This window comes from Bordetella petrii, assembly GCF_020991325.1.
In the GTDB taxonomy this organism is placed as follows: Bacteria; Pseudomonadota; Gammaproteobacteria; order Burkholderiales; family Burkholderiaceae_B; genus Bordetella_A; species Bordetella_A petrii_E.
Genome location: NZ_JAJMLX010000025.1, coordinates 1 through 26,547 on the forward strand (window position 1 = coordinate 1; position 26,547 = coordinate 26,547).

25 protein-coding genes are annotated in these 26,547 nt (G+C 64.3%); 13 read left to right on the plus strand and 12 right to left on the minus strand.

What is annotated here, in order from left to right:
* The coding region (cphA, locus tag LPZ50_RS04520) for a cyanophycin synthetase (RefSeq protein WP_230658106.1) at nucleotides 1-2,448 on the minus strand (2,448 nt) is incomplete at its 3' end.
* A 226-nt stretch (nucleotides 2,449-2,674) separates the two neighbouring features.
* Between cphA and LPZ50_RS04525 the strand changes: the two genes are divergently transcribed.
* Together LPZ50_RS04525 and LPZ50_RS04530 are read left to right on the plus strand one after the other, a co-directional pair.
* Nucleotides 2,675-4,933 carry an ABC transporter ATP-binding protein gene (locus LPZ50_RS04525; RefSeq protein ID WP_230658109.1) on the plus strand — a complete coding sequence of 753 codons (2,259 nt, stop codon included), beginning with the start codon at nucleotides 2,675-2,677 and terminating at the stop codon, nucleotides 4,931-4,933.
* A gap of 18 nt (nucleotides 4,934-4,951) precedes the next feature.
* Nucleotides 4,952-5,422: a DUF1854 domain-containing protein gene (locus tag LPZ50_RS04530; protein ID WP_230658112.1), complete on the plus strand. Its 471-nt coding sequence runs from the start codon at nucleotides 4,952-4,954 to the stop codon at nucleotides 5,420-5,422.
* Between the two features lie 39 nt (nucleotides 5,423-5,461).
* Here the strand turns inward: LPZ50_RS04530 and LPZ50_RS04535 are convergent, their stop codons facing one another.
* Entirely contained in the window at nucleotides 5,462-6,592 is a 1,131-nt protein-coding gene (locus tag LPZ50_RS04535) for a GNAT family N-acetyltransferase (protein ID WP_230658115.1), read from the minus strand.
* Between the two features lie 77 nt (nucleotides 6,593-6,669).
* Here LPZ50_RS04535 and LPZ50_RS04540 point away from each other — a divergent pair, with 77 nt between their 5' ends.
* Entirely contained in the window at nucleotides 6,670-7,479 is an 810-nt protein-coding gene (locus LPZ50_RS04540; protein ID WP_230658119.1) for a ferritin-like domain-containing protein, read from the plus strand.
* Nucleotides 7,480-7,566: 87 nt separating this feature from the next.
* Complete coding sequence (locus LPZ50_RS04545) at nucleotides 7,567-8,835, plus strand: lytic murein transglycosylase (protein ID WP_230658122.1); 1,269 nt, start codon at nucleotides 7,567-7,569, stop codon at nucleotides 8,833-8,835.
* Here LPZ50_RS04545 and LPZ50_RS04550 read toward each other — a convergent pair.
* Nucleotides 8,813-9,604: a dioxygenase gene (locus LPZ50_RS04550; protein WP_230658125.1), complete on the minus strand. Its 792-nt coding sequence runs from the start codon at nucleotides 9,602-9,604 to the stop codon at nucleotides 8,813-8,815. The two genes, LPZ50_RS04545 and LPZ50_RS04550, sit on opposite strands and share 23 nt — an antisense overlap.
* A 118-nt stretch (nucleotides 9,605-9,722) precedes the next feature.
* On the opposite strand from LPZ50_RS04550, the gene LPZ50_RS04555 reads away from it, so the two are divergent.
* Nucleotides 9,723-10,625: a LysR family transcriptional regulator gene (locus LPZ50_RS04555; protein WP_230658128.1), complete on the plus strand. Its 903-nt coding sequence runs from the start codon at nucleotides 9,723-9,725 to the stop codon at nucleotides 10,623-10,625.
* Between the two features lie 16 nt (nucleotides 10,626-10,641).
* Here LPZ50_RS04555 and LPZ50_RS04560 read toward each other — a convergent pair whose 3' ends face one another.
* The 9 genes from LPZ50_RS04560 to LPZ50_RS04600 all read right to left on the minus strand — a co-directional run bounded on the left by LPZ50_RS04560 (nucleotide 10,642) and on the right by LPZ50_RS04600 (nucleotide 18,292).
* Nucleotides 10,642-11,775, minus strand: a complete 1,134-nt coding sequence (locus LPZ50_RS04560) for a CaiB/BaiF CoA transferase family protein (RefSeq protein WP_230658131.1) — start codon at nucleotides 11,773-11,775, stop codon at nucleotides 10,642-10,644.
* Nucleotides 11,776-11,782: 7 nt separating this feature from the next.
* On the minus strand, nucleotides 11,783-12,739 hold the full coding sequence (locus tag LPZ50_RS04565) for a tripartite tricarboxylate transporter substrate binding protein (protein WP_230658134.1): 957 nt from the start codon (nucleotides 12,737-12,739) through the stop codon (nucleotides 11,783-11,785).
* A gap of 68 nt (nucleotides 12,740-12,807) precedes the next feature.
* Nucleotides 12,808-13,968 (minus strand): acyl-CoA dehydrogenase family protein, encoded by a 1,161-nt coding sequence (locus tag LPZ50_RS04570; protein WP_230658137.1) that lies wholly within the window; start codon nucleotides 13,966-13,968, stop codon nucleotides 12,808-12,810.
* A 10-nt stretch (nucleotides 13,969-13,978) separates the two neighbouring features.
* Nucleotides 13,979-14,383, minus strand: a complete 405-nt coding sequence (locus LPZ50_RS04575; RefSeq protein ID WP_230658140.1) for a MaoC family dehydratase — start codon at nucleotides 14,381-14,383, stop codon at nucleotides 13,979-13,981.
* Nucleotides 14,384-14,388: 5 nt separating this feature from the next.
* Nucleotides 14,389-14,784 carry a hypothetical protein gene (locus LPZ50_RS04580; protein WP_230658143.1) on the minus strand — a complete coding sequence of 132 codons (396 nt, stop codon included), beginning with the start codon at nucleotides 14,782-14,784 and terminating at the stop codon, nucleotides 14,389-14,391.
* Nucleotides 14,781-15,182: a Zn-ribbon domain-containing OB-fold protein gene (locus LPZ50_RS04585; RefSeq protein WP_230658146.1), complete on the minus strand. Its 402-nt coding sequence runs from the start codon at nucleotides 15,180-15,182 to the stop codon at nucleotides 14,781-14,783. Before LPZ50_RS04585 ends, LPZ50_RS04580 begins: the two co-directional genes overlap by 4 nt.
* A 1-nt stretch (nucleotide 15,183) precedes the next feature.
* On the minus strand, nucleotides 15,184-16,335 hold the full coding sequence (locus LPZ50_RS04590) for a thiolase family protein (protein ID WP_230658148.1): 1,152 nt from the start codon (nucleotides 16,333-16,335) through the stop codon (nucleotides 15,184-15,186).
* Nucleotides 16,332-17,147, minus strand: a complete 816-nt coding sequence (locus tag LPZ50_RS04595) for an enoyl-CoA hydratase/isomerase family protein (RefSeq protein WP_230658151.1) — start codon at nucleotides 17,145-17,147, stop codon at nucleotides 16,332-16,334. The genes LPZ50_RS04590 and LPZ50_RS04595 overlap by 4 nt, the downstream gene beginning before the upstream one ends.
* The gene (locus LPZ50_RS04600; protein WP_230658177.1) at nucleotides 17,144-18,292 is read right to left on the minus strand and encodes an acyl-CoA dehydrogenase family protein; all 1,149 of its coding nucleotides are present in this window, start codon (nucleotides 18,290-18,292) and stop codon (nucleotides 17,144-17,146) included. The genes LPZ50_RS04595 and LPZ50_RS04600 overlap by 4 nt, the downstream gene beginning before the upstream one ends.
* A 237-nt stretch (nucleotides 18,293-18,529) precedes the next feature.
* Here LPZ50_RS04600 and LPZ50_RS04605 point away from each other — a divergent pair, with 237 nt between their 5' ends.
* The 8 genes from LPZ50_RS04605 to LPZ50_RS04640 form a co-directional block, all read left to right on the plus strand.
* Entirely contained in the window at nucleotides 18,530-19,510 is a 981-nt protein-coding gene (locus LPZ50_RS04605) for a tripartite tricarboxylate transporter substrate binding protein (protein WP_230658154.1), read from the plus strand.
* Nucleotides 19,511-19,529: 19 nt separating this feature from the next.
* A complete protein-coding gene (locus LPZ50_RS04610) occupies nucleotides 19,530-21,650 on the plus strand; it encodes an acetate--CoA ligase family protein (protein ID WP_230658157.1) in 2,121 nt (706 codons plus the stop codon).
* Nucleotides 21,647-22,423: an enoyl-CoA hydratase/isomerase family protein gene (locus LPZ50_RS04615; RefSeq protein ID WP_230658160.1), complete on the plus strand. Its 777-nt coding sequence runs from the start codon at nucleotides 21,647-21,649 to the stop codon at nucleotides 22,421-22,423. The genes LPZ50_RS04610 and LPZ50_RS04615 overlap by 4 nt, the downstream gene beginning before the upstream one ends.
* An 83-nt stretch (nucleotides 22,424-22,506) precedes the next feature.
* On the plus strand, nucleotides 22,507-23,286 hold the full coding sequence (locus LPZ50_RS04620; RefSeq protein ID WP_230658163.1) for an IclR family transcriptional regulator: 780 nt from the start codon (nucleotides 22,507-22,509) through the stop codon (nucleotides 23,284-23,286).
* A 219-nt stretch (nucleotides 23,287-23,505) separates the two neighbouring features.
* The gene (locus LPZ50_RS04625) at nucleotides 23,506-24,477 is read left to right on the plus strand and encodes a thiamine pyrophosphate-dependent dehydrogenase E1 component subunit alpha (protein WP_230658166.1); all 972 of its coding nucleotides are present in this window, start codon (nucleotides 23,506-23,508) and stop codon (nucleotides 24,475-24,477) included.
* Between the two features lies 1 nt (nucleotide 24,478).
* Nucleotides 24,479-25,453 carry an alpha-ketoacid dehydrogenase subunit beta gene (locus LPZ50_RS04630; protein WP_230658169.1) on the plus strand — a complete coding sequence of 325 codons (975 nt, stop codon included), beginning with the start codon at nucleotides 24,479-24,481 and terminating at the stop codon, nucleotides 25,451-25,453.
* A 14-nt stretch (nucleotides 25,454-25,467) separates the two neighbouring features.
* Nucleotides 25,468-26,253 carry an enoyl-CoA hydratase/isomerase family protein gene (locus LPZ50_RS04635; protein ID WP_230658170.1) on the plus strand — a complete coding sequence of 262 codons (786 nt, stop codon included), beginning with the start codon at nucleotides 25,468-25,470 and terminating at the stop codon, nucleotides 26,251-26,253.
* A gap of 3 nt (nucleotides 26,254-26,256) precedes the next feature.
* Nucleotides 26,257-26,547, plus strand: a 291-nt coding sequence (locus LPZ50_RS04640) for a lipoyl domain-containing protein (protein ID WP_230658172.1), incomplete at its 3' end; no start/stop codon positions are given.

Genomic DNA, 26,547 nt, shown 5'->3' on the forward strand with positions numbered 1-26,547 from the left:
GAACTCCTCGTACCCGTGCGTGTGTTCGCGGATGAACTCCTCGTCGACCGCGCCCGAGCCGGGGGCGCTGTCGTGCTCAGCCAGGATCAGCTTGTTGTGGAGACGGAACAGGGCCTGGTCGCCGCCGATGCGGATCTGCAGGAACAGATCGGTGAGGGCGGCGCCCTTGAGCATGCCCTGCGGGGTCTGCGGGTTCTTGAACCGCTCCAGGCCGGCCTCGGGCAGCGGGTTGACGCTCACCACGGTGGCGCCCGCGCGCTCGAACAGGGTGAACTGGCCGGGCGCATCGGCCTGGTCGATATCGTAGGCTTCGATGCCGGCCCGGATAATGGCTACGCCTATGTCCAGGGCCCAGGCCGTGGCCACGGCGGCCAGCACGTTTTCGACCTGGAAACCGATGCGCCCGCCGTGAGTCAACGGCACGTCGGCGATGGCCGCCAGGCGCGTTTCGTCGCGGCCGCTGGCCAGCACGATGGCGCCTTCGCGCACGAACACGGCGCGCCTGCCTTGTGCCAAGTGTTCGGCGATGGCGGGCAGCGCGGGGTCGCAGGCGAAAAACAGCACCTCGCCATCGCACAGCGGCGCCATGCCGGCCACCAGCGGGTCGCGCGCGTTCAGCACGGCCATGCCGCCGGGCAGCACCACGTCTACTTGCGAGCGGAAGACATCCACCAGGCGGTCGGTGTCCTGGATGTCGAAGTCGCCCAGATGATCGCCGTGGTCGATGTTGGTGACCACGCCCACCTGGCAGCGGTCGTAGGCCAGCCCCTGGCCGAGGATCACCGCGCTGTCGTTCTCGATGACGGCGGCTTCGACGCTGCGGTTCATCAGCAGGCGCCGGCCGCCCGTCCAGTCGGCATGGTTGCCCGCTTCCACCTGGCGGGCGCCCAGGTACAGGCCCGCGCTGCAGGCCAGGCCGGTATGCCGGCCCGCCAGTTCCAGCAGGCGCGCCACCAGCCGGGCCACCACGGTCTTGCCATTGGTGCCCGTAATGCCCACCACCGGAATGCGGCCGTCGTCATCAGCCGGGAACAAATGGTCGACAATGGCGCGCCCGACCGGACGCGGCGTGCCCGACGCGGGCTTCAGGTGCATCAGCAGGCCAGGCCCGGCATTCACTTCCACAATGGCGCCGCGCTGCCCGGCGAGCGGCCGGGAGATGTCTTCGGCCACCAGGTCCACGCCCGCCACGTCCAGGCCCACCACCTGCGCAGCCAGCACCACGGTGGCCGCCGTATCGGGATGGACCCGGTCCGTAACGTCGAACGCCACATTACCGCTGCGCTGGATCAGCACACGCCGCCCCGCGGCGGGCACGCTGTCCGCCGACAGCGATTGGCGCGACAGTTCCAGCCGCGCCGCGGAATCCAGGCGAACCACGTTCAAGGGATGGTTCTCGGTGCGGCCGCGGCGCGGATCCGAATTGATCTGCGATTCGATCAGCTGCGACACGCTGGCCTGGCCGTCGCCGATGATCCAGGCCGGTTCGCCGGCGGCGGCCGCCACCAGCCGGTTACCCACCACCAGCAGCCGGTGTTCGTTGCCCGGCACGAAGCGTTCCACCAGCACGCCGCTGCCTTCATCCACCGCCACCGCGTAGGCCGATTCGATGTCGGCCTGGTTGGACAGGTTCGTGAATACGCCGCGTCCATGGTTGCCGTCGCGTGGCTTCACCACGACCGGCAGGCCGATGTCCTGCGCGGCTTCCCAGGCCGCCTGGGGGCTGTCCGCCTGCTGGCCCTCGGGCACGGGGACGCCGCACTCGGACAGCAAGGCCTTGGTCAGGTTCTTGTCGCGTGAAATGCCTTCGGCAATCGCGCTGGTGCGGTCGGTTTCGGCGGTCCAGATGCGGCGCTGGCGCGCCCCGTAGCCGAACTGCACCAGGTTGCCCTCGAACAGGCGGATGCACGGAATGTCGCGGTCATCCGCGGCGTCTACTATGCAAGCGGTGCTGGGCCCCAGGCAGTGCCGGTCGGCCAGGTCGCGCAGTCGCGCGACGGTCGCGGGTACGTCGAAGGGGCGGTCTTCGATGGCGGCCATGACCAGGTCGCGCGCTTCGGCCAGTGCGGCGCGGGTGACCTGTTCCTGCCAGGCGCGCACCACCACCTTGTAGACGCCGCGCCGCGAGGTTTCGCGCGCCTTGCCGAATCCGCCCGGCAGCCCCGACAGGGTCTGCAGTTCCAGGGTGACGTGCTCCAGGATATGTCCGGGCCACGTGCCTTCGCGCAGCCGCTGCAGGAAACCGCCGCGCACGCCTGGGCTGCAGCGGTGTTCGATCAGGCCGGGCAACCAGCCGGACAGCCGTTCATAGAACCCCGGTATGGTGTTCGACGGGCAGTCTTCCAGGGCGCCAATATCCACCCAGGCTTCCAGCACCGGGCGGTAGGTCCAAATGTTCGGGCCGCGCAAAGCCACGACATCGAGGAATTCAATGTCTTTGTCTTTCATGTTGTAGTTGGAATGAGGAAGCGTCGGCGGACAAGAGACCCTGCAGGGATGCGGGCATGTCGGGCGGAAAGCGGGGCCGATGCTAGGGGCGGTGGATTCCTAGAATGGAAAATCGAAAAACCGGCTGCTACTATACGCCGCCTTTTTGCGCCGATAAACTCGCGCTGTTGTAAGGAAGGGACACGTTCGGCCAGGCCGACAACCCGGCCAGCCCGGACAGCCAACCATGCATAAAAAACCGCTATTTTCCGGCGTTTCCGGGCCGGCCCAGGCCGCCGGCCATGCCGCGCTGCAGGCCCGCCTTGGCCTCGGCGAGACCGTCCTGGCATGGCTGGAAACCGACCTGGACGCGCAGTTGGCGTATCGTCCAGGCGCGGTGGCCCTGACCGCTCAGCGCCTTTGGGCGCAGTCGCCCGAAAATGGCGCCTGGCAACATTGGGACCTTGGCCCCGGCATGCGGCTGGCCCTGTCCGACCACGCTGGCGCCGTCGCGCTGGAACTGCACGACGCAGCGGGCCGCCTGGCCGCCTGGCGCTTCACCCTGGCCAGAAACCCGGCGGCGCTGCGCCTGTTGGCGCAATTCGACGCGCTGCAGGCCGGGCAGCAGTCCGATATTCCCGCCTGCCCGGCCTGTGGGCTGCCCTTGCCGCCCGGCCAGGCCGAATGCCCGGCATGCACGCAAGAGTCGGCCCGGCCGCCCTCGACCTGGGCCTTGCTGCGCCTGTGGCGCTTTGCCCGCCCGTACGGGGGGCCGCTGCTGGCCGGCTTTCTGCTGACGCTGCTGGCCACGGCGGCGACGCTGGTGCCGCCTTACCTGACCATGCCGCTGATGGATAACGTGTTGATTCCGTTCCAGAACGGCGCGCCCATCGACTACGGCCTGGTGCAGTGGTACCTGGGCGGGCTGCTGGTGTCGGCCGCCTTGGCCTGGGGGCTGGGCTGGGCGCGCACGTACATCCTGGCCCGGGTCAGTGAACGCATCGGCGCGGATCTGCGCACCACCACCTACGAGCACCTGCAGCGTCTGTCGCTGCAGTATTTCGGCGGCAAGCGCACGGGCGACCTGATGTCGCGCATCGGCAGCGAAACCGACCGCATCTGCATCTTCCTGTCGCTGCACTTGCTGGATTTCGCCACCGATGTCCTCATGATCGCCATGACCGCGGCCATCTTGATCAGCATTAATCCCTGGTTGGCGCTGGTTACCCTGGCGCCGCTGCCTTTCATTGTGTGGATGATTCACGCCGTGCGCGACCGCCTTCGCCACGGCTTTGAAAAAGTCGACCGCATCTGGGCCGAAATCACCAACGTGCTGGCCGATACGATACCCGGCATACGCGTCGTGAAAGCCTTTGCCCAGGAAAAACGCGAAGTGCAGCGGTTTCGCAATGCCAACAACCGCAACCTGGAAGTGAACGACCGGGTCAACAGCCTGTGGTCGCTGTTTTCTCCCACGGTGACCTTGCTGACCGAGATCGGGCTGTTGGTGGTGTGGGTGTTCGGTATCTGGCAGGTGGCCAACAAGCAGATCACGGTAGGGGTGCTGGCGGCATTCCTGGCCTATATCGGCCGCTTCTACACCCGGCTGGATTCCATGAGCCGCATCGTGTCCGTGACGCAGAAGGCGGCGGCCGGCGCCAAGCGCATTTTCGACATCCTGGACCACGTGTCCAGCGTGCCCGAAGCTGAATCCCCGGCGCGGCTTGGCCAAGTGGCGGGCCGCATCGAACTGCGCAATGTGGCGTTCCGGTACGGCAATCGTTCGGTGATCCGCGGGCTGAACCTGGGCATCGCGCCCGGGGAAATGATAGGGCTGGTAGGCCATAGCGGTTCCGGCAAAAGCACGCTGATCAATCTGATCTGCCGCTTCTACGATGTGTCCGAAGGCGCCATCCTGGTCGATGGCGTGGACATCCGCACGCTGCGCATCGCCGATTACCGGCGCAATATCGGCCTGGTATTGCAAGAGCCCTTCCTGTTCTTCGGCAGCATTGCCGAGAACATCGCCTATGGCCGGCCGGACGCCACGCGCGCCGAGATCGTGGCCGCCGCGCGCGCCGCCCATGCGCACGAATTCATCCTGCGCCTGCCGCATGGCTACGATTCGCTGGTGGGCGAGCGCGGCCAGGCCCTGTCCGGCGGCGAACGGCAACGCATCTCCATTGCGCGGGCCCTGCTGATCGATCCGCGCATCCTGATCCTGGACGAAGCCACGTCATCCGTGGACACCACCACCGAGCAGGAAATCCAGAAAGCGCTCGACAACCTGGTGCGGGGGCGCACCACCATCGCCATCGCGCACCGGCTCAGCACCTTGCAGCGCGCCGACCGCCTGGTGGTGCTGGACCACGGCCGGGTCATCGAGCAGGGGCGGCACCAGGAACTGATGAACCGCCAGGGTGCTTACTACCGCCTGTACCAGGCCCAGGCGCGCGGTGGCGACGCCGGGCTGCGTGACGATGACGACGATGAATCCCCGGACTGACGGCCCGGAGCCCATGCCATGACTTCTTCCCATTTCAACCTGCACCGCAATGCCCAGGGCCGCCTGGTGTATGTGTCAGCCGACGGCCAGGCGCACGAAGGCGTGCTGGCGGTGCGGGCGTTTCCCATCAGCGATCCCGCGCACGGGGTATCCATCGTCAGCGCCGACGGCCACGAGCTGATCTGGCTGGACACGCTGGATGATTTGCCCGCCGCTACCCGCGCGCAGGTCGACGAGGCATTGGCCGGCCGCGAGTTCATGCCTGAAATCCTGCGCATCGATGCCGTGTCTGCTTTCGCCACGCCATCGCGCTGGGACGTGCGCACCGACCGCGGCCCCACGGTTTTTACCTTGAAGGGCGAAGAAGACATCCGGCGCCTGGCGGGGCAGATGCTGCTCATCGCCGACAGCCACGGTATTCATTACCTGGTGCGCGACTTGTCGGCGCTGGACAGGCACAGCCGCCGCCTGCTGGACAACTTCTTGTAGCCCGCCCGGGCCGGCCCGCAAAACAGGCCAGCCCAGGCCCTAGGCCCGCCGGAAGGGCGTGTGCGCCTCCAGTTCGCCCAGATAGCCATCCACGGCCTGGGTCTCGCGTTCCAGGAAATCGTCGATCGCCGCGGCAAAGCGCGCATCGGCGATCCAGTGGGCTGACCACGTAGGGGTGGGCAGCAGCCCGCGCGCCATCTTGTGCTCACCCTGTGCGCCGCCCTCGAAACTGGCCAGCCCGTGATGGATGCAGTATTCGATGGATTGCAGATAGCAGGTTTCGAAGTGCAACCCGGGTATGAACTCCAGCGTGCCCCAATAGCGTCCGTACAGCGTGTCGCCGCCCTGCACATTCAAGGCGGCCGCCACCGGCGTGCCGTTGCGCAGCGCCAATATCAGCGCCAGGGCATCGGGCTGGGCCCGGCGCAGGCGCTGGAAGAATTCGAGGCTGAGATAGGGCGGGTTGCCATGCGCGAAATACGTGTGGCGATAGCAGCGATAGAAGAATGCCAGCGATTCCTCGTCGATGTCCGCGCCGCGCAACCAGCGGTACTGCACGCCGGCGGACAACACCTTCTTGCGGTCCTGGCGGATTTTCTTGCGCTTGTCATGGTTCAGCGCGGCCAGGAATGCCTCCAGGCCGGCGTAGCCCGCATTGCGCCAATGGAACTGCACACCCTCGCGCACCAGATAACCGGCCTGGCGCAGGATGGCCAGGTCCGCTTCGTCGGGAAACAGGATGTGCAAGGACGATACTTTCAACCCTTGGGCCATTTCTATCAGGCCGCGCGCCAGTTCCAGCTTGTCTTCCGGCGTGGCGGCCAACAGGCGGGCGCCGGTCACGGGCGTGAACGGCACGGCCGCCAGCAGCTTGGGGTAGTAGCGCAAGCCATGCCGTTCGAAGGCCTCGGCCCAGGCGTAATCGAACACATACTCGCCGCGCGAGTGCCCTTTCAGGTATAGCGGTACCGCGCCCGCCAACCGGCTTTCGCGCCGCAATACCAGGTAGTACGGGGCCCAGCCGGTATCCGGCGCGGCGCAACCGGTGTCGTGCAGGGCAGACAGGAATTCGTGGCTTACGAAAGGCTGCGCGCCTGCCAGGGCATTCCATTGGCGCGCGTCCAGCTGGGACAGCGAGGTTTCAATACCGAGACGGGCGGGGGAGGTCATGGTGCAATGATAAAGTCTGCCTGCACGGGATGCTGTCTGGTTCCCGTTTCACCTGTCTTGTTGCCTGGGTCTGGGGCATGGCCGCTACCGTCTTATCCGATTTTCCTTCCTGCCTGCGCCAGTTGGCGCTGGATGCGCTGGCCGCGCGTGCCTGGCCGGACAAACTGGCCGCGGTGCGCGCCATCGATGACACGGCGCCGCTGCGCCCCGGCGCCACAGTCGCGGCACCCGCCGGTTTGCCCGGGCGTCCCGACCTGCCCGAACTGGTGCCGCCCGCGCAGGTCAGGCAGCGCTCGATGCAGTCCGTGGAAGGCCGCGCCGCCTTGCTGCACGCGCTGGCGCATATCGAATTCAATGCCGTCAATCTGGCCCTGGACGCCGTCTGGCGCTATGCAGGCATGCCTGCCGCCTACTACCTGGACTGGCTGCGGGTGGCTCGCGAAGAGGCCTATCACTTCGAGTTGCTGAACACCCACCTGGGGTCGCTGGGCTATGCCTATGGCGATTTCCCGGCGCACAACGGCCTGTGGGAAATGGCCGAAAAAACCCGCGGCGACCTGCTGGCGCGCCTGGCCCTGGTGCCGCGTACGCTCGAGGCGCGCGGCCTGGACGCTTCGCCCCTGATCCGCGACAAACTGGCCGGCGCCGGGGACCACGCTGGCGCCGCCATTCTGGACATCATCCTGCGCGACGAGATCGGCCACGTGGCGATCGGCAATCACTGGTTCCGGCACCTGTGCGCCCAGCGCGGCCTGGATCCGCTGGACTGCTATGCCGAACTGGCCCGGCAATATGGCGCGCCCAGGCTGCGCGGGCCGTTCAATCTGGCGGCGCGGCGCCAGGCGGGCTTCGACGAAGCCGAGCTGCAGGCGTTGCAGAATCCCTGACCGCGCGCTGCCGCGCGGTTACAGCGCGATACCACGGCGGCGGCGGGCGGGGCGCACGGGGCCTTGCCTGCCTTTAGAATCAGCGCCATGACTTCCCGACACTATGCCTCCCTGATCAGCCTGGCCCTGCTGGCCGGCGCCGCGCGCGCCGCCACCGCGGCCGATGCCGCGCCTGTTTCCGATGCCGATGCCGCCGCGTACGCCGCCTGCCTGTCGCAATTGCGAGGGCAGGCCGCCAAGCAGGGCGTGTCCGCCAGCACCTACGACACGCATACCCAGGGCCTGTCGCCCGACATGAGCGTCATCGCGTCCCTGGATGCACAACCGGAATTCAAGACCCCCATATGGGACTACGTGGCGGCATTGGTCGATGACGAGCGCATCGCTGATGGCCGGCAGGCATTGCAGCAATGGCGTGGTGAACTGGAGCGCGCGCAGGCCCAGTTCGGCGTGGATCCGGCCACCGTGGTGGCGGTATGGGGCGTGGAAAGCAATTTCGGCAAGCAGCTGGGCGGGCGCCCGTTGCTGACTTCGCTGTCGACGCTGTCGTGTTTCGGCCGCCGGCAAAGCTATTTCCGCGGCGAGTTCTTTTCCACGCTGAAGATCATCCAGGAAGAGCATGTGCGGCCCGAGCGCCTGAACGGCTCGTGGGCGGGCGCCTTCGGGCAGACGCAATTCATGCCGTCCACCTACTTGCGCCTGGCCGTGGATTTCGACGGCGATGGCCGCCGCGACCTGGTCGACAGTGTGCCCGATGCCTTGGCATCGACGGCCAATTTCCTGAAGCGGGCCGGCTGGAAGCCGGATCTGCCCTGGGGTTTCGAGGTAACCCTGCCCGCGGGCATGGATACCGGCGGCGCGGGACGGCGTAACAAACAAGCCATATCGGCGTGGGCCGCCCGGGGTATCAAGCGCGCCGATGGCCGGCCGCTGCCGGCGGGTGACATGCAGGCCGGCCTGCTGCTGCCAGCGGGCGCGCAAGGCCCGGCCTTCCTGGTCACGCGCAATTTCGACGCTATTTATTCCTACAACGCCGCGGAAAGCTACGCCTTGGCCATTGCGCACTTGTCCGACCGCCTGCGCGGCGCGGGACCCTTCGCGCGCGCCTGGCCCACCGACGACCCCGGCCTGTCCCGCGCCGAGCGGCGTGAACTGCAGTCGCTGTTAATTGCCCGGGGATACGACATAGGCGAGCCCGACGGCCTGATAGGCTCTCGTACCCGCAAGGCATTGCAGGCCGTGCAGCGCGAGGCGGGTTTGCCGGACGACGGCAGGGCGGGCCAGAAGTCGCTGCAGTGGCTGCGGCAGAATGCTTCCGATCAACCCGCCGGTGTCAATGCATCGCAGGCGCGTTGAACACGTAGGCATCCATCGACAACACACCATGAGAGATGCCGCCGTCCAGAACCTCCACGTCGGCATCCGCTGCGGCGGCGCCAGCGGCGATCAGCAGCGGCAAATAGTGTTCGGCCGTGGGATGGGCGCGGCGCGCCTGCGGCGCATTTTCCAGATAGCCCACCAGGCTGGCGCGGTCATGCGTGCGCACCGCCTGGCGCGCCCAGTCGGCGAAGGCCTGCACATAGGGCTCGTCGGCGCCATCGCGCTGGCGGAATTCATACAGGTTGTGCGTCAGGCTGCCGGACCCCACGATCAGCACGCCTTCGGCCGACAGGGGCGCCAGCACGCGTCCCAGTTCCCAGGCCTGGGCCGGATCCAGGGTGGCGGGCAGGGACAGCTGCACCACCGGCACATCGTGGGCCGGGAACATATGCATCAGCGGCACCCAGGCGCCGTGGTCCAGGCCGCGTTGGTTGTCCAGTTCGGCCGCGTGGCCAACCTGGCCCAGCAGGGCGGCCACGCGCGCCGCCACGGCGGGGGCGCCGGGCGCGGGGTATTGCAGGGCATAGAGCGGGGCCGGAAAACCGCCGAAGTCGTGGATGGTTTCCGGGCGAACGGCCGCCGTTACCCGCAGGCCGCGAGTCATCCAGTGCGGCGACACGATCAATACGGCGTCCGGCCGCGGCAGGCGTTGTCCCAGCGCGGCCAGCAAGGCGCCGGCGCGCCCCGGTTCCAGGGCGAAGGTCGGGGCTCCATGAGACACGAAAATAACGGGTTGCACGGACATGGCATCAAATCTCCAGGTAGGGCGGTTTTGTCGCCGGTGTTGCTAGAACTTTAATTGCCCTCTGGATAGAGATAAATACGCTTTTTTTGAATGAATTGTTTCAATATTGGTGGTGAATATGGACCGATTCGAGGAAATGCGGGTCTTCACTGCCGTGGTCGAGGCTGGCAGCTTCGTCAAGGCCGCTGAAACCCTGCGCATGTCCAAGGCAGGGGTCTCGCGCCACCTTACCGAGCTGGAATCCCGGCTGGGCGCGCGGCTGCTGCAACGCACGACACGCCGCCAGTCGCTGACCGAAGAAGGGCAGTTGTTCTATGAGCGCTGCAAAATGCTGCTGGCCGAAGTCGAGGCCGCCGAAACCGAGGTCAACCGGCATAGCGGCGAAGTGGGCGGCCTGCTGCGCATCAACGCGCCGCTGACCTTCGGCGTGCTGCACCTGGCGCCGCTGTGGCCCGTGTTCAAAGCGCAGCATCCGCGGCTGGCCCTGGACATCACCCTGTCCGATCGCGTGGTCGACCTGGTGGACGAAGGCTACGATGTCGCCGTGCGTATTGCGCAACTGACGGATTCCTCGCTGGTCAGCCGCCGCTTCGCTACTACTCGCATGGTGTTGTGCGCCACGCGGCAGTACTTGCAGCGGCATGGCACGCCGGTCCATCCCCGGGAACTATCGCTGCATACCGTCATTGCCTACAGCTACTGGGCCGGCCGCGATGAATGGGTGTTCCAGGGGCCCGACGGCGGCGATGTCGCGGTGCGCGTTCAGCCGATGATGCGCGCCAATAACGGCGACACCTGCGTTGCCGCGGCATTGGCGCACCTGGGCATCATCCTGCAACCCTCCTTCATGATCGGCGACCAGTTGCGCGATGGCAGCTTGGTGGAGGTGCTGCCGCAGTATCACAGCGCCGAACTGGGAATTTATGGCGTGTATCCCACGCGTCGCCATGTGCCGTCGCGCGTGCGCGCGCTGGTCGACTTCCTGGCCGACCACTTCGCGCAGCCGCCGTGGCCGGCGTAGGGCCCCAGTCTGCTCGTCAGGGCGCGCCCGACAAGCCGAAGCGCTTCATGACGGCCGCCTGATCGCCATTCAGGCGCGGGGGCGAGCGTGTGCCACGTTCAGTTTGCGTCATTCCCGGCATGCGTACCACCGGCAGAAGGGAGTCGTACCCCAGGTCCATTTCCTGGAATACTTCGTAGGCAAGGACCTGGGGATCCCGTCGGAACGCGTCGTACGTTTGAACGGGCTGACATATCAGGTCGATCTGCCGCGCAGCGTCGATCCAATGCCGGGAGGGCTGTTTGAGCAGTTCCGCCTGGATCAGCGCGCGCAGCCCGTCCTGGTTGGCGTAACGGCTTTGCCGCGTGGCATATTCGGGGGTGTCAAGCAGGTCGGAGCGGCCGATGAGGGTAATGAAATCGGTCACTTGGCGGTCCCGCATGGCGCTCAGGGCGATATGGCCGTCGCGGGTTTTGTAGATGCCAATCGCCGCGAACAGCTCGCGGCTGATCACCCCTTTTGTCGCGGCGTGTTCGGCATACTTTGGCCCCTGCAGAGCACTGATGCCGTGCATGAGGCTCAGGTCAATGTATTGCCCGTTTCCTTGGTTGTTGGGCCGCGCCAGCAGTGCCGCCAAGACGGCGTGGCTGGCGTAGATACCAGTAACGATATCGACGATCGAAACCCGTACGCGCACTGGGTCGATCATATCGCCGGCACCGAATGAGAATCCGCTATACGCCTGCATCGCAGCATCCGTTGCGGGCACGGAGCATAAAGGCCCCTTCTGGCCGAAGCCCGTCACCGAGAGATACACCAAGCCCGGATTGATCCGGCGTGCATCCTCATAGCCCAGCCCCAGCCTGCTCATGACGCCGGGTCGGCTGCTTTCTATCATGACGTCAGCATGGCTGATCAGGTCGAGTGCATTCTTCTTGCCGGCCGGATCCTTCAGATCCAGGGTGATGCCGCACTTGCCCCGGTTGAAATAGCCGAACAGGATGCTGGTATCGTCATTTCGGTGGCCCAGCCCGCGCAGCCAATCGCCCCCCGGGGGTTCGATCTTGATGACCTCCGCGCCCATTTCTCCCAGCAGGCAGGCGCCGTGGGGGCCGGCGATGCCCTGGCTGAAATCCAGCACGGTGATACCTGTGAGTGCATTGCTCAACATAAGTGCCTCAGTTCAAAGTGATGTGCGACTGCTGGATGACAGCTTTCCATTTCTCGGTTTCCGAACGGATTTGCCGATCGAGCTCCGCCGGTGGTGTCGCTTTCGCGGTAACCCCCAATGCTTCGAGCTTGGCGCTAGTCTCTGGACGGCCAAGCACACCTGCGACCGCTCTGGACAGGGTCTGAACGACTTCGGACGGCGTTCCTGCGGGCGCCAGCAGCGCATACCACCCCGCTGCTTCGAAGCCGGACAGACCGGCTTCGGAGATCGTCGGCACCCCTGGCAGCATGGGCGAACGCTCTCGGGTGGCGATGCCCAAGGCGACCAGCCGGCCGGACTTTATCAGTGGGGCCACGGAAGCCAGCGACGAGAATGCAATATCCACTTGGCCGCCCGCCACATCCGTGTTTGCGGGTCCTTCGCCTTTGTATGGAACATGCATCGCCTGAATCCCGGCATCGTTCTTGAACAGTTCCATGGTCAGGTGTGAGGTCGTCGCATTTCCGGCCGAGGCATAGCTGAGGGCGTCGGGGTCGTTCCTGGCCTGGCGGAGAAGGTTGTTTACAGAATGGATCCCCGAGCCGGGGTGCGTGACCAGCACGAGAGGGAAGCTTCCCAACCCGGCAATCGGTGTGAAGTCCCGCAAGGTGTCGTACGGAAGCTTCGGATACAGGCTGGCATTTACTGCGGCGACCCCTTGGTACACCAGAATCAGGCTGTACCCGTCTGGCGCGGCCTTCGCCGCCGCTTCCATACCGATGATGCCGCCTGCGCCGGGCTTGTTTTCCACGACGACGGGTTGTCCCAGGCTATCCGCCAATCCAGCCGCCACCAGGCGGGCCAGGGTATCCGTCAGTCCACCCACCGCGATGGGGGCAATCAGGCGTACCGGTCGATCCGGGTAGGTGGCCGCGCTGGCTGGGCCGTTCAGTACCGCGGACAATAACAGGGCGGTGAATAGCATGCGTAACCGGCATGTGAGCATCTTGTTGTCTCCTTTTCTGAGTTTCCGGGGCGCGCGATAGCGACTTTCTATGCGCGCCTGCCGGGATGGATGTCCATTGTCTTGGCTATGACTTCCAACATGATCTCGTTCGCCCCACCGCCAATGGCCGTCTGCCGCAGGTCCCGATAGGCACGCGAGATCCAGTTTTCTGTCATGACTCCCTGGCCGCCCCAATATTGCAGGCATTCGTTGGGGATCTTCATGGATAGCTTGCCCGCTAGGTACTTGGCCATCGACGCGAGCTGGATGACGTCGTGCCCATTCATGTACTGTTCGGTGGCGCGGTACAGCAGCGCGCGTAGCGCCTCGATTTCGGCCTGCAGTTCCGCGAGCTTATGGTAGACCACCTGGTTCGACAGGATCGTGCCGCCAAAGGCATGCCGCTGGCGGGTGTAGTCTATGGTGGCTTCGATGGCCAATTCCATCGAGCGCATGCCGCGGGCGGCGACGAACAGGCGTTCTTCCTGGAACTGTTCCATTTGGTAGATGAAGCCCTTGTTTTCCTCGCCGATGCGGTTGGACACGGGTACGCGTACATCGTCGAAGAACAGTTCGGCCGTGTCGGACGCGCGCAGCACCATCTTGTCGAGTTTGCGAGAAACACTGACGCCAGGTGACTTCAATGGAACAACTATCAGGGACTTGTTCCGATGTGGTCCGCCTTCCTGCGAGGTATTGCATAGCAGGCAGATCCAGTCGCCCTGTACTCCGTTGGTGATCCACATCTTTGATCCGTTGATGATGTAGTCATCGCCGTCGCGTCGCGCCCAGGTCTTGATGCGGGAGACGTCTGAGCCAGCCGAGGCCTCGCTTACACCGATGCATCCGACCAGGTCACCCGCGATGGTGGGCGCCAGATACTCGCGTTTTAGGGTGTGGCTGCCGTGGCGCGCGAGCGCGGGCGTGCACATGGTGCTTTGCACGCCGATGGCGGAGGTAAGTCCGCTGGATCGGACTTCCCCCAGCGTTTCCGCAAAGATCATCTCGTAGCTGAAATCCAACTCCATGCCCCCGTACTCGGCGGCTTTGCCGATACCCAGCAGTCCCGCCGCGCCGAACGCTTTCATGACCTGGTGGGCGGGAAAAATCTGCGACGCTTCCCATTCGTCGAGATAGGGATCGAGGTGTTCGGCGATGATGCGCTGTGTCGTGCGTTTCAGTTCATGGTGTTCGTGGGTGAACTGCATGACAGAATCCTCAGTCAAGTGCGTCCGGGTCGATGTCCGACAATTCCGAAAGCCGGACATGGCCGGCGATCAGGGCGGCGCCGTCGGCGTCGTTGACCCATACTTCGAATCGCCGCGTTTCGTCTGACAGGCGCCTGCCCCCTGCGGTAATAGTGTGATTGGCGTACAACGGCTTCAGAAAGCGGATATCCAGGTCAATGTGGCCTAATGCGCCGGCTCCAAATGTGCGCGCCAGCGACTGCCAGATTAGGTTGATAGACAGCGTGCCATGCGCGATGGTGCCTCTCATGGGCGTGGATGCCGCGAATGTGGGATCCACATGCAGTGGGTTGAAATCGTTGGTCAGTTCGGCATAGATGTCGATGTCCGCCTGCGCCACCGTCATCGATATCTCTACAAGATGCGAGGCTGTCATGTTTCTCAGGCTGCCCAGATCAGTTGCATTCGTCCGGTATAGAGCGAACGGCCTTGCGCGCCCGTGCCGCTGACCTCGAGATGCAGGTAGCGGCGTTCACGGCGTATTTCCTTGTCCAGGCACTGCACGCGCGATTGCACGATTTCGCCCATGCGGGGCAGGTTTCGTATCGATAGCGCCTGCTGGGCGTGGATGTTGCCGGGCGGACGTGGGCTAACCACATTCAGGTAGGCACGCATCATCAGCGCGACGGCCAACCCCGTCCATTGGGCATCATGGTCTTGCGGATGCTTGCCAAACAGGCGGCCCCAGGTAGCGACCAGCCTGTCATCCAGGGGCTCTTCCCAATGACCCAAGATGGTGCCCGGAACAAAAGCATCGTAGGTATACGGCTTGGTCACAAGGTCTCCAGACGGAAAGTTGGCACGCTGTAGGTGCCGCGGGTTTCGAACGCGATACGTACTCGCTCGCCAATGGCAACGGACGCGCTTCCGCCGCCATGCACATTGACCATCAGCCGGAATCCCTCGTCCATGTCTATCAGCGCGATGACATAGGGGGTTTCGGTCTTGAAAGCTGGAGTCGGTGCGCGGTAGACGGTGGTGTGGCTTAGTACCACCCCCAAGCAGGTAGATTGGCGCCACGCCAGGTCGTGGCCGTGGCAATGCGTGCAGACGCCGCGGGGGATCAACTGCACGGTTCCGCAATCGGTGCATGCCTGGTAGCGCAGTTCCTGGGCGTTGCAGCCTTCCCAGAACGGCAAGTTGTCGGCAGTAGGGTGGATTTTCGGTTTTTCCATCTTAAGTTGCCCCAAGGATCAGCGAGCAGTGTGCGGAAAGAATGCCACCGTCGCCGTGGACAAAAGCCAGGCGGGCTCCATCGACCTGCCGGTCCCGGGCGTGGCCGCGCAGTTGATGCACGGCTTCGACCGCGTGGAACATGCCTCCTGCAGCGCCCGAATGCCCGTACGAGAGCAAGCCGCCATGGGTGTTGCAGGGTAGCGAGCCACCCAGCCCTAGTTCACCACGCAGGGCGGCAGGTCCGGCTTCTCCGCGCGGGAAAAAGCCGATTGACTCCAGCTCGACCAGCAAGGTGATCGTGAACGAGTCATAGATCTGCGCCACGTCAATGTCGGCGGGCTTGATCCCTGCCTGCTCAAACGCACGCTGCGAAGATGACTTGCAGCCGAAGTCGCTCAGGCTGGGCGCGGCCACGATATGTTCGTGGGTATGGCCTTGGCCTGCACCCAGGATTTCAATTGCTGGTTGCGGGCCGGGCTGGGCTGGATACCGGCTGATCACCAGCGCGGCGCCTCCATCGGAGATTAGGCAGCAGTCCAGCAGGCGCAATGGTGAGCAGATTTCTCTGGAGCCCAGCACATCGTCGATCGATATGGGGTCGCGCTTATGCGCTTTCGGGTGGCGGCCGGCATGGCGTCGGTGCTCCACGGCGATCGCCGCCAGGTGTTCCGGTGTGACCTGGAAGTCGTGCATATAGCGCTGGGCTACCAGCGCATACGAGGCGGGAACGCTGATACCGAATGGCCGCTCGAATTGCGGGTGCCCGACTTCGGACAACGCAGCCACCGCACCGTCGCGCGACAAACCGGTCAGGCGGTTGTCGCCCGCCACGACCAGCACATGGTTGCACTGGCCGCTCGCCACCAGCGCGGCTGCCTGCATGACCATGATGCAGGCGCTGGCGCCGCCCGCCTGGATGGCCGCGCAGAAATTGGGGTGGATGCCGGTGTATTCGCAAAAAACGGATGCCAGCATCAAGTGGGGCTCGGTGAACGAATAGGCGCACAGAACACCATCGATGTCGCCGGGTTCCAGTCCCGCGTCGTGGATCGCGCCGAAGGCGGCTTCGGCGTGCAGGCTCATGCAACTGGACTGCGGTAGTTCACCTACCAGTGTGTCGTAGGCACCGGTGATATAGGTCTTCATGGTCATGCTTCACCGCCTTTTCCATCTGAAGGCGGCGCGGGCCAGGTGAAAGCGAGCGGCTGCTTGTCCAGGAAGCGCGCCACCGCCGCATCGTGATAGCCGGTATGGATGGCCAATGCCTGGGCATGCGATTCGAGCTCGGCCAAGGTGCTCTGGTCCAGGTTGAACGAGCGGTTGAGGATGTTCTTGGACATGCCCAGGGCCTCGGTCGACGCGCCATGAAAGCGCGCGGCCATTGCCAGCGCTTCGTCCATCAGGATGTCCGAGCCCACGATGTCGTACACGATGCCCAACGACCGCGCCTCTTGTGCGTCGACCTCGCGTGCCGTGAATACGAGCTCTTTGGCACGCTGCAGGCCGACGATACGCGGCAGCAGGAAGAACCCGCCCAGGTCCGGCACCAGGCCGATGCGGCCGAACACGGCACAAAAGCGCGCTGACGGGGTGCCCAAGATAAAGTCGCAGGCCAGCGCAAGGTTGAACCCGGCTCCGAATGCCGGACCGTCCACTGCCGCGATCACGGGTTTTTCGAGGTTCACCAGTTCACTGAACCAGGTGTGCAGGCGGCGGATCCGGTCACGGTCTTTATAAATGGGGCGCTTTCCTTCGGACAGCGCTTTCAGGTCGCCGCCCGCGCAGAACACACCCTGGGCGCCTGTGATGACCACGGCTTTGACTGTGTCGTCGTCGCGTGCGTCTAGAATCGCTTCGGCCAGCCCGTGGCGGACCTCCAGATCGAAGGCATTGCGGCGCTGCGGCCGGTTGAGGGTAATGACTAGCGTCGCGCCGTGGCGTTCACGCAGGACGAATTCGGTCATGGTTTGAACCCCAGGCTGCGTGCAATGATGTTCTTCTGGATTTCGCTGGTGCCTTCACCAATGACGTATACCAGCGCATCGCGATGAATACGGCCCGCCGGATATTCGCGCATGATGCCGGCGCCGCCCAGAATACGGATAGCCTGCTCGCTGACGGCCACTGCGGTTTCGCTGGCCACCAACTTGACACGCGCGGCGGTGGCCGAATCGAGCGTGCCCTGGTCTACGCGCCAGGCACCGTAGTAGACCAGCCAGCGGGCAGCTTCGATCTGCGCCGACATATCCGCGAGCTTGTGCGCAATGGCTTGGTACTCGCCGACACGCTTGCCGGCGACAAGGCGCTCGTTGGCAAAATTGAAGGCCGCGTCGAACGCCGCGCGCGCCATGCCCAGTGCGTTGGCGGCCACGCCCACCCGGTTCTCGCTGAGCGATTCCAGAATCACCGGGTAGGTGCCTTCGATTTCGCCAAGTAGGCAGTCGTCCGGTACGAATGCGTTGTCGATGTGGATCAGCGCGGTTTCGGAACCCCGTATACCTTCTTTCTTCAGCTTGGAAATATCGAACCCCGGATTGGGCAGTTCCACAATGAACAGGCTGATCGATTCGGGCTTGAGCTCGCGTCGGGTGCGCGCCGCCACCAGCAGGAAATCGGCGAAGGGCGCATTGGTGATGTACAACTTGCTGCCATGCAGGCGCCAACCGCCCTCCGCGCGTTCGGCGCGGGTTTTCATGGCGCGTACGTTCGATCCGCCGTCGGGCTCGCTCAGGCCGAATCCAGCCACTTTTTGGCCGGCCAGCGCGGGCGCCAGAAAACGTGTCTTTTGCGCGTCTGTGCCAGCCCGCCAGACGGGCCAAATACCCAGGTGGGTGTGTGCCGACCAGGTAGACGCGAAGGCCTGTGACAGATAGCTGAGTTCTTCGCGGACGATGCAGTCGCTGACTTTGTCCAGGCCGCTGCCCCCATCGGCTTCGGGGTAGCGCACCCCTAGCAGGCCCAATTCGCCCCACCGGCGGAAAACCTGTCGAGGGAACACCTCGTGTTCCTCGGCCTCGAAGACAAGCGGCGCGAGTTCTTCCTGGCAAAGCCGCCGCACGGTGTCCCGCACGGCTTCGTGCTCACTCGAGAAAGCAAAATTCAAGCTCACCAACAAACTCCTTTGCAGTCTGGACTTTTGGCCGAGCCAATTCGTCCTTGATCCGCTCCAATATTCTTGATATTCGTTATTGCGAATTTTATTTCCAATAAAGAATATGGTACCGACCTGCAAAGAGACCGTCAATCCAGTTGCGTACCTCCGGCTTTCTTGACAAGTGCCAAGCGCACGCCTAGACTTTATTCTCAATAAAGATAAATATTCTCTATATAGAATAACGGAGGCAATATGAAATTCGAGTGGATGCGGCGGGGACGCCTATGGCTGGCGGCGCTGGCCGCGGCCGGGGTGCCTGCGGTGGCATCGGCCCAGAGTCACTATCCGGCCAAGCCCATCGAGGTAATCGTGGCTTCTTCAGCGGGAGGCATTCTGGATACGATCGCGCGTACCGCGGCACATGGCATCGAGCGCCTGGGCCAGCCGGCGGTAGTCAAGAACATGCCCGGCGGCGGCGGCACCATCGGCACGGCCGCCGTGGCACGCGCGCCGGGCGATGGCTATACCTTGGGTGCAGTCGCCACCAGCCATGCCATCAATCCAAGCATGTACGCCAAGCTGTCCTACGATACGGCTCGCGATTTTGCCGACATTACGCAAATGGTCGAGCTCACCAATTTCCTGGTGGTGAATCCGTCTGTACCGGCGTCCAACTTGAAAGAGTTCATCGCCTTGGCCAAGGCTCGCCCGGGTAGCCTGAGTTTCGGGTCGGCCGGGGTGGGGCAATCGAATCATTTGTCGGGGGAATTGCTGCAACAGGAAGCCGGCATCAAGCTTGTGCATGTTCCTTATCGCGGCAGCGCCCAGGCATTGACCGACGTAATAGGCGGCGCGGTATCCGGCATGTTTGTCGATGCCTTGTCGGCGGAACCGTATGTCAAGGCCGGCAAGTTGAAGTTGATTGCAGCGACCGGCCTGGAGCGTTCACCCGCTTATCCGGACTATCCGACCTTGAACGAATCCGGCCTGCCGGGCTTCAACGGCAACACCTGGCTTGCGTTGGTCGGCCCCGCAGGTGTGCCAAAGGACATCGTCGCGGAACTGCATCGCGCGGTACAGGACGAATTCAATGATCCGGCGGTGCGCAAGCGCTTGTTGAGCCAGGGAGTCATTCCCGTGGCATCGACACCTGAAGCGTTCAGCGCCTTCATGGGGGGCGAGACCAAACGTTGGGCGGACGTGATCAAAACGGCTGGTATTGAAGCGAACTGATGAAATGGGCGACCCGAATATGACGGATTCTTTGGGGGTGGCATTGTCACCGCGGGCAGGCGCCGCGAGGGCGGCGGCGGTACTGGAAGCGCGTAGCGTGGCCATCGTCGGCGCGTCGGCCGACCCAGGCAAGATCGCGGGCCGGCCCCTGGCCTATATGTTGTCGCGCGGTTTTGTGGGCAAGTTGTTTCCCGTCAATCCCACCCGCGGGCAGGTGCAGGGCCTGAAAAGCTACCCGTCGCTGGGAGCCATCGAAGAGCCGATCGATCTGGCCATTGTCGGCACGCCGGCGGCGCTGGTGGCCGATGTTGTCCAGGAAGGAATCGCGGCTGGCGTCAGGGCCTTTGTGGTGTTTTCTTCCGGGTTTTCCGAAGCGGGCGACGAGGGGGCCTTGCTGCAGGGCCGGCTCCGCGAGTTGGCGCAGACGCATGGGGTGACCATTCTGGGCCCGAACTGCCTGGGGGTGGCCAACAGCACCACGGGGCTGATCGCATCATTCACGACCGCGCTGGAAGAAACCCCTATCGTGCGCGGCGGATTCTCGCTGGTCAGCCAAAGCGGTGCCCTGGGCGCCTACTGGATGGATATCTGCCTGCGCTCGGGGCTGGGTTTCAGCAAATGGATCACTACCGGCAACGAATGCGATCTGGATGCCGCTGCCGCCATCGGCTATTTGGCCGAGGATGCAGCGACGCGCGTGATCGGCGTCTATATCGAAGACATCCGGGACACGGATGAGTTTCGCGCTGCATTGCGGTTGGCCGCCGCCGCGGGCAAACCCGTTATTGCCATCAAGGCGGGGCGTTCGCAGGCCGGCGCTGCTGCGGCGGCTTCGCACACGGGGGCCTTGACGGGTGACGATGCGCTGTACGACGCCTGCTTGCGTCAATATGGCGTCCTGCGGGTCGATTCGCTGGGCCAGATGATCGATGCCGCGCGGTTGTTCCTGTTCGACAGTGTGCCGCAGGGCAATCGGCTGGCCGTGATGTCTGTGTCGGGCGGCGCGGGAGTGCTGATCGCCGACGAAGCCGAACGAGTGGGATTGCAGTTGCCGGCGTTGGCGCCGCAAACGGCCGAGGCTCTCGCTCCGGTGCTTCCCTCGTTCGTCAAGGCGGCCAATCCTCTGGACCTGACGGGCAATGTGGTGCAGGATACGGCCAGCATCGGGCGGGCCTTGGAAGCGGTTGCGTCCGATCCCGGCAACGACGCCATCGTATTGTTCGTAGGCTTGATGCACAGTATCGCGACCGCGTTCACCGACGCCATTGCGCAGGCGCGGCAACGGGTCCGGCGTCCGATCGTCGTGATCTGGATCGGCGCCAAGGAAGAATCGGTCGCCGTTCTAGAGCAGGCCCGTATCCCGGTATTCCGCGACATTCCGCCTGCCGTCATGGCCCTGGGGGCGGCAGTGCGCCTTGCAGGCCTGCGCGCAGCTGCGCTCAGCTTGCCGGCCGGCCGGCAGGCTGGGCTTCCAGCGCTGCGCCAGGGCAAACCGGTACCCCTTGCTGAATGGGACAGCAAGGCCTTGTTGCGCGACAGCGGCGTTGCCGGGATTCCCGCCGGGGTGCTGGTCACGGGCACCCCTCCCGCCAGCCTGCCCGCGCCCCTGGCGTACCCGGTTGTGGCCAAGCTGCAGGCCGGCGAGTTATTGCACAAAAGCGATATTGGCGGCGTCATCCTTGGGATTGCCGACGATGGACAATTGCGAACGGCCATCGAGCGCCTGCGCAGTATCGCGCGTGAACGCGGGATAAGCGCGCTGGGGGTGCTGCTGGAATCCATGCAGCCGTTCGACCACGAACTGTTGCTGGGATTGCGGCGCGATTCCCGGTTTGGTCCTGTCTTGACCATCGCCCGCGGCGGCGTCGAAGTCGAACTGGATGCGGACGTCGTCAGCCGCATGCTGCCGCTGGAGGCGGCGCATATTCAGGCCATGATCGAGACGTTGCGCTCAGCGCCTTTGTTGGGTGGATTCAGGGGGCGCGGCGCGGTGAACATTGCGGCGCTGGCGCGTCAGGTTGCCAGCCTCTGCAACACATTCCTGGCGCGGCCAGACCTCGCCGAAATCGAGATCAATCCGCTGGCCGTCCAGGGCGATACCGCGTGGGTGCTGGATGCCGTGGTTAGCCGGTACTCATGATGGATGCCGCGGACTACGTGCTAGTGCACGACGCCGAAGGGGTGCGGTTCATCACTCTGAACCGGCTTGCGAAGGCCAATGCCCTGAACGCGGCCATGTTGGACAGCATCCGGCAGGCCTGCGCCAGCGCGCAGCCAGACAGGGTGGCATTGATCGTGCTCCGCAGCGCATCGCCTACGCTGTTCTGTGCGGGGGGCGATATTGAAGAGTTCGTCCGGGGGCCGGCGCTCCTGGAGCGGCAGGGCGTGGCGTTGCGGGAGCTGACCGCCGCGATGGCGTGTTGCCCGGTACCGATCCTGGCCGTTGCCCGCGGCAAGGCGGCGGGCGCGGGCGTCATTCTGCTGACCATGACCGACATCGTGATTGCGGCGGCTGATTTGGCGCTGTCTTGTCCGGAGATGGCTTTCAGCATGTATCCGGTGATGGTACAGGCGGTACTGGAAACCAAGATCAGCAGCGCCCGCGCTCGCCAGCTGTGTTTCAGCGGACAGTCATTGGATGCCGGGTCGGCCCGCGATCTGGGGTTGGTGACGGATGTCCTGGCGGTGGCAGGATTCGACGGCCTGGCGGCGCAGCGCCTGGACTATTACGCCCGACGGCGTCATGCGCTGGCGATCGCCCGCCAGGCGCGTCTGATGCTCGAACCTCCCGTGCCGGCCTTGCAGCGCGTGCTGGCGTTGGAACCCCTCATGCACGAGAACTACCATGGCGCCGGAGTGCAAGAGGCCATCTGCAGCTATCTGGCCCGCCTGGGCGGCAAGCCCGGCTCTTGAATGGCGTACGGGATTTGTGCCCGTCCGCACTCTGTGCCACAATTTTCCTTCTTCCCTATCGAGAGAAATTCTCTGCCTTCAGAATGGCTACAGAGCCGCCGGAAAAACTCGTAGGCGCCTTGGTCGGCGGATTGCGCGTGCTGCGCTACCTGAGTGCCTTGCCCCCTCCGGGCGGCGTGGGCGTGACTCGCGTGGCGCGCGATCTGCAACTCAACTCCAGCACTTGCTACAACTTTCTCAAGACCCTGGTATACGAAGGGCTGGTGACTTTCGACGAAACCACCAAGACCTACGCCATCGGGCTGGGCGTTGTGGAACTGGCCAAGGGCGTCCTGGAACAAGGCTCTTACGTCAGGTTGATCCACCCGCATCTGGAAGATATTGCCCGCATCCATCGCGTGACAGCGACGCTGTGGCAACGCACCACCAATGAGCGCGTCGTGCTGGTCGACCGCGCCGATAACGACAATTCCGTCCGGGTGCACATGAGCGTCGGACAACGATTGCCCATGTATATTGCCGCGCTGGGGCGCTGCATGGCAGCCAATTCGGGCTTGCAGCCCGACCAGCTCCGGCAGCGCTTCGATGCCTTGCGCTGGGACGACAAGCCGCCATTCGACGAGTACCTGGCAGGAGTGCAGGAAGCCAGGAACCAAGGCTATGCGACCGATCCTGGCCGCTATGTCAAAGGCGTCAGCACCGCTTCGGCCGCCGTGCTCGACGCGTTCGGCAAGCCAGTGATGGCCATCAGCGCCGTCGGTTTCAGTGCCCAGTTCACTGGCGATACGCTCAAGACGCTCGGCGAAGACTTGCGCGATCGCGCAACCGAGATCACCCGCGCCCTTTCTGGCGGGCGAACCTGATTTCCTGAATCCCGTAGGGCCGGAGTATCGGCCTTCCGCCAGCGCGCGGCGCGGTGGGGGGAAGGTGCGCGCGAATCCCAAATTGAGGTTGACGAGGCGCGGCCGCGTCTTTATTATTTTGTTAACCGTACGGTTAGTAAAATAACCAACCAATAAAATAAAAGTCAGATGAGTCAGGTTGCCTGGCGGATTTAGCAAAACTGTGACATAGAGGTGGAGATGGCGACAGCCAATAAGGAGTATTTGCTCGACGTGTATCAGCGGATGCTGCGCATCCGGCTGGTGGAACTCCGGCTGGGACGACTGTTCGCCGACGGCGAGGTGCCCGGCTTCATTCACCTGAGCGTGGGACAGGAGGCCGTGGCAGCAGCGATGGGCGTGGTGCTGCGGCGTGAAGACACCGTGGCCTCGACCCACCGCGGCCACGGGCACGCGTTGGCCAAGGGCATCGATGTCGAGGACTTTTTCCTTGAACTGATGGCGCGTGAAGAAGGCATTTGCAAGGGGCGCGGCGGTTCGATGCACGTGGCGAACATGTCGATCGGCATGCTGGGTGCCAATGCCATCGTGGGGGCAAGCATTCCCATTGCCCTGGGTAGCGCGCTGGCGCACCAGGTCAGGAGAACCAATGCCCTCGCCGTGGCATTCTTCGGCGACGGTGCCATGGCGGAAGGCGTGCTGCACGAAAGTCTGAACCTGGCATCGCTTTGGCAGTTGCCGCTGCTGTTCCTGTGCGAGAACAATGGCTGGGCCGAGTTTTCTCCCACGCATAAGCAGTTTGTCGCCCCGCTGGACAAACTGTCCGCGGCTTTTTCCATTCCCCATCACAAAGTCGACGGCAATGATGTCCTGCAAGTCGTTGATGCCGCGCGCGCGGCCATCGACGACATCCGTGCTGGGCAGGGGCCGCGTGTGCTGGAGTGCATTACTCACCGCTGGCGGGGCCATTACGAGGGCGACCCCCAGAAATATCGTCCCAGCGACGAGATCGACGGACTGGGCGAGCACGATCCCGTGGCGCGTTTCGAAGCCGTGCTGGACAAGAACGGCATTAAGAAGGCCCGGCGCGAGCAGGTGCTCGAGGCGGTCCAGGCACAGGTCGAGCAGGCCGTCGAACGTGCCCGCAACGGCCGCGCGCCGGCATGGCAGGCCGCCCGCGACGATGTCTATACCCATGCGGAGGGCTGCTGAGATGGCCGAGCTTCGTTTTGCCCATGCCATCAATCGAGCCTTGGCCGAATGCATGGAAGAAGATCCCACTGTCTTCGTGTTCGGCGAAGATATTGCCGAAGCCGGCGGCCCCTTTGGCGTGACGCGCGGCCTGCATGCCCGTTTCGGTTCTGATCGCATACGCGATACCCCCATATCAGAGGCCTCCATGGCCAATGCCGCCGTGGGCGCGGCGCTGTCGGGGCTCAAGCCGGTGCTGGAAATCATGTTCATGGACTTCATGACCCTGACCATGGATGCACTGGTTAACCAGGCGGCCAAGGCGCGCTTCATGTTCGGCGGCCAGGCTTCCGTGCCGATGGTGGTGCGTACTCCACATGGGGGGGGCATCAGTGCGGGCCCGCAGCATTCCCAGTGCCTGGAGGCATGGTTCGCGCACATCCCGGGCTTGAAGGTGGTATGCCCCAGCAATCCGGCCGATGCCTACGGGCTGCTGAAGTCGGCGATCCGGGATCCCGATCCGGTGGTGTTCGTGGAAAACAAGGCGCTGTATGCCGCCAAGGGTGAAGTGCCGGACGACGCGGGGCCGATTCCGATGGGCCAGGCGCGCCTGGTGCGCCCGGGCCGCGACCTGACGGTCGTGGCGTATGGTGCGGCCGTGCACAAGGCTGAACTCGCGGCCCGGACGCTGGCTGGACAGGGGATCGAAGCCGAGGTACTTGATCTGCGCACCATCCAGCCCTGGGACGAGCAGGCCGTGCTGGCGTCGCTGAAACGCACGCATCGGCTGCTGATCGTGCACGAAGCGGTGGAAGCGTTCGGTGTCGGAGCGGAGATCGCCGCGCGTATGGCGGACATCGGCTTCGATGAGCTGGATGCACCCATCGTGCGCGTGGCCGCCCCGTTTGTGCCGGTGCCGTTCGCGCCCTCGCTGGAAGCCCAATACCAGCCTCAAGAAGCGGATGTCGTGGCGGCCGCCGCAAAGCTCTGCGCCTGAACACTGGAGACAACATGAAAGAGCAAAGCATACTGACTGAAATCCGAGATCAGGTCGGTGTCATTACCATCAATCGTCCGGCATTGCATAACGCGCTCGATACGCCCACGCTTGTCGAACTGGAAAAAGCCTTCGCTGCGCTGGAGGCCGACAACGATTGCCGCGTGATCGTGATCACCGGCGCGGGCGAGAAATCGTTCGTGGCGGGCGGCGATCTGGGCGATCTGAATTCACGCCAGGGGCTGGCTCACTACCAGGAGTTTGCCGAAGACATCCACCGCGTATTCCGCCGGATGGAAACTAGCGACAAACCCACGATCGCGGCGGTCAACGGCTGGGCGCTTGGGGGGGGCACGGAACTACTTTTGGCCCTGGACCTGCGGATCCTGGCCGATACCGCCGTGATCGCCTTGACCGAAATCAACCTGGGGTTGTTCCCCGGCGCTGGCGGCACGCAACGTATCATCCGCCAGATTGCGCCGTGCCTGGCTAAGGAAATCATGTTCACCGGCGGGCGCATCGGCGCCAGCGATGCGGTGCGCATGGGCCTGGCGAACCGAGTCGTTCCGCGCGACCAGCTGATGAACGAGGTCATGGCCTTGGCCGGGCAGATAGCGGGCAAGTCGCCGCTGGTGATGAAGCTGCTCAAGCGCACGCTGCGCGATGGCGCCGACATGCCGCTGGCCAATGCGCTGGCGCATGAACAAGCCATGATCGGACTGGTGCTGGACACCCGCGACGCGCATGAAGGCATCGGTGCATTCCTGGAAAAGCGCGGCGCGCGCTTCACGGGGCAATAGTCCATGAGCGCACTGACCGATCTTTTGATGCCAAAGCTGGGTCTGACCATGACCGAGGGCATGCTGGTCGAGTGGATCGCCGCCGCTGGCGATGAGGTCAAGGCGGGCGAACCGCTGTTCGTTGTGGAAACAGATAAGGTCGCCAATGAAATTCCGGCGCCCGGCGACGGCAGGCTGGTGGAGATCCTGGTGCAGGAAGGGCAAACCGTTCCTGTCGGCTCGGCGGTGGCGCGCTGGACAGGGCCCGGAGACGCCACCGCCGCGGCGTCGCCGGAACCGGCCAGCTCCGCAGCC

Bases quoted from the DNA above. Each gene is read 5' to 3' on its own strand.
- LPZ50_RS04575 (WP_230658140.1), bottom strand. From the start codon at position 14,383: ATGACAGCCTCGCATCTTGTAGAGATATCGATGACGGTGGCGCAGGCG.
- LPZ50_RS04595 (WP_230658151.1), bottom strand. From the start codon at position 17,147: ATGACCGAATTCGTCCTGCGTGAACGCCACGGCGCGACGCTAGTCATT.
- LPZ50_RS04625 (WP_230658166.1), top strand. From the start codon at position 23,506: ATGGCGACAGCCAATAAGGAGTATTTGCTCGACGTGTATCAGCGGATG.
- LPZ50_RS04555 (WP_230658128.1), top strand. From the start codon at position 9,723: ATGGACCGATTCGAGGAAATGCGGGTCTTCACTGCCGTGGTCGAGGCT.
- LPZ50_RS04550 (WP_230658125.1), bottom strand. From the start codon at position 9,604: ATGTCCGTGCAACCCGTTATTTTCGTGTCTCATGGAGCCCCGACCTTC.
- LPZ50_RS04610 (WP_230658157.1), top strand. From the start codon at position 19,530: ATGACGGATTCTTTGGGGGTGGCATTGTCACCGCGGGCAGGCGCCGCG.
- LPZ50_RS04590 (WP_230658148.1), bottom strand. From the start codon at position 16,335: ATGACCATGAAGACCTATATCACCGGTGCCTACGACACACTGGTAGGT.
- LPZ50_RS04585 (WP_230658146.1), bottom strand. From the start codon at position 15,182: ATGGAAAAACCGAAAATCCACCCTACTGCCGACAACTTGCCGTTCTGG.
- LPZ50_RS04530 (WP_230658112.1), top strand. From the start codon at position 4,952: ATGACTTCTTCCCATTTCAACCTGCACCGCAATGCCCAGGGCCGCCTG.
- LPZ50_RS04620 (WP_230658163.1), top strand. From the start codon at position 22,507: ATGGCTACAGAGCCGCCGGAAAAACTCGTAGGCGCCTTGGTCGGCGGA.
- LPZ50_RS04545 (WP_230658122.1), top strand. From the start codon at position 7,567: ATGACTTCCCGACACTATGCCTCCCTGATCAGCCTGGCCCTGCTGGCC.
- LPZ50_RS04630 (WP_230658169.1), top strand. From the start codon at position 24,479: ATGGCCGAGCTTCGTTTTGCCCATGCCATCAATCGAGCCTTGGCCGAA.
- LPZ50_RS04535 (WP_230658115.1), bottom strand. From the start codon at position 6,592: ATGACCTCCCCCGCCCGTCTCGGTATTGAAACCTCGCTGTCCCAGCTG.
- LPZ50_RS04605 (WP_230658154.1), top strand. From the start codon at position 18,530: ATGAAATTCGAGTGGATGCGGCGGGGACGCCTATGGCTGGCGGCGCTG.
- LPZ50_RS04570 (WP_230658137.1), bottom strand. From the start codon at position 13,968: ATGCAGTTCACCCACGAACACCATGAACTGAAACGCACGACACAGCGC.
- LPZ50_RS04615 (WP_230658160.1), top strand. From the start codon at position 21,647: ATGATGGATGCCGCGGACTACGTGCTAGTGCACGACGCCGAAGGGGTG.
- LPZ50_RS04525 (WP_230658109.1), top strand. From the start codon at position 2,675: ATGCATAAAAAACCGCTATTTTCCGGCGTTTCCGGGCCGGCCCAGGCC.
- LPZ50_RS04540 (WP_230658119.1), top strand. From the start codon at position 6,670: ATGGCCGCTACCGTCTTATCCGATTTTCCTTCCTGCCTGCGCCAGTTG.
- LPZ50_RS04560 (WP_230658131.1), bottom strand. From the start codon at position 11,775: ATGTTGAGCAATGCACTCACAGGTATCACCGTGCTGGATTTCAGCCAG.
- LPZ50_RS04565 (WP_230658134.1), bottom strand. From the start codon at position 12,739: ATGCTATTCACCGCCCTGTTATTGTCCGCGGTACTGAACGGCCCAGCC.
- LPZ50_RS04635 (WP_230658170.1), top strand. From the start codon at position 25,468: ATGAAAGAGCAAAGCATACTGACTGAAATCCGAGATCAGGTCGGTGTC.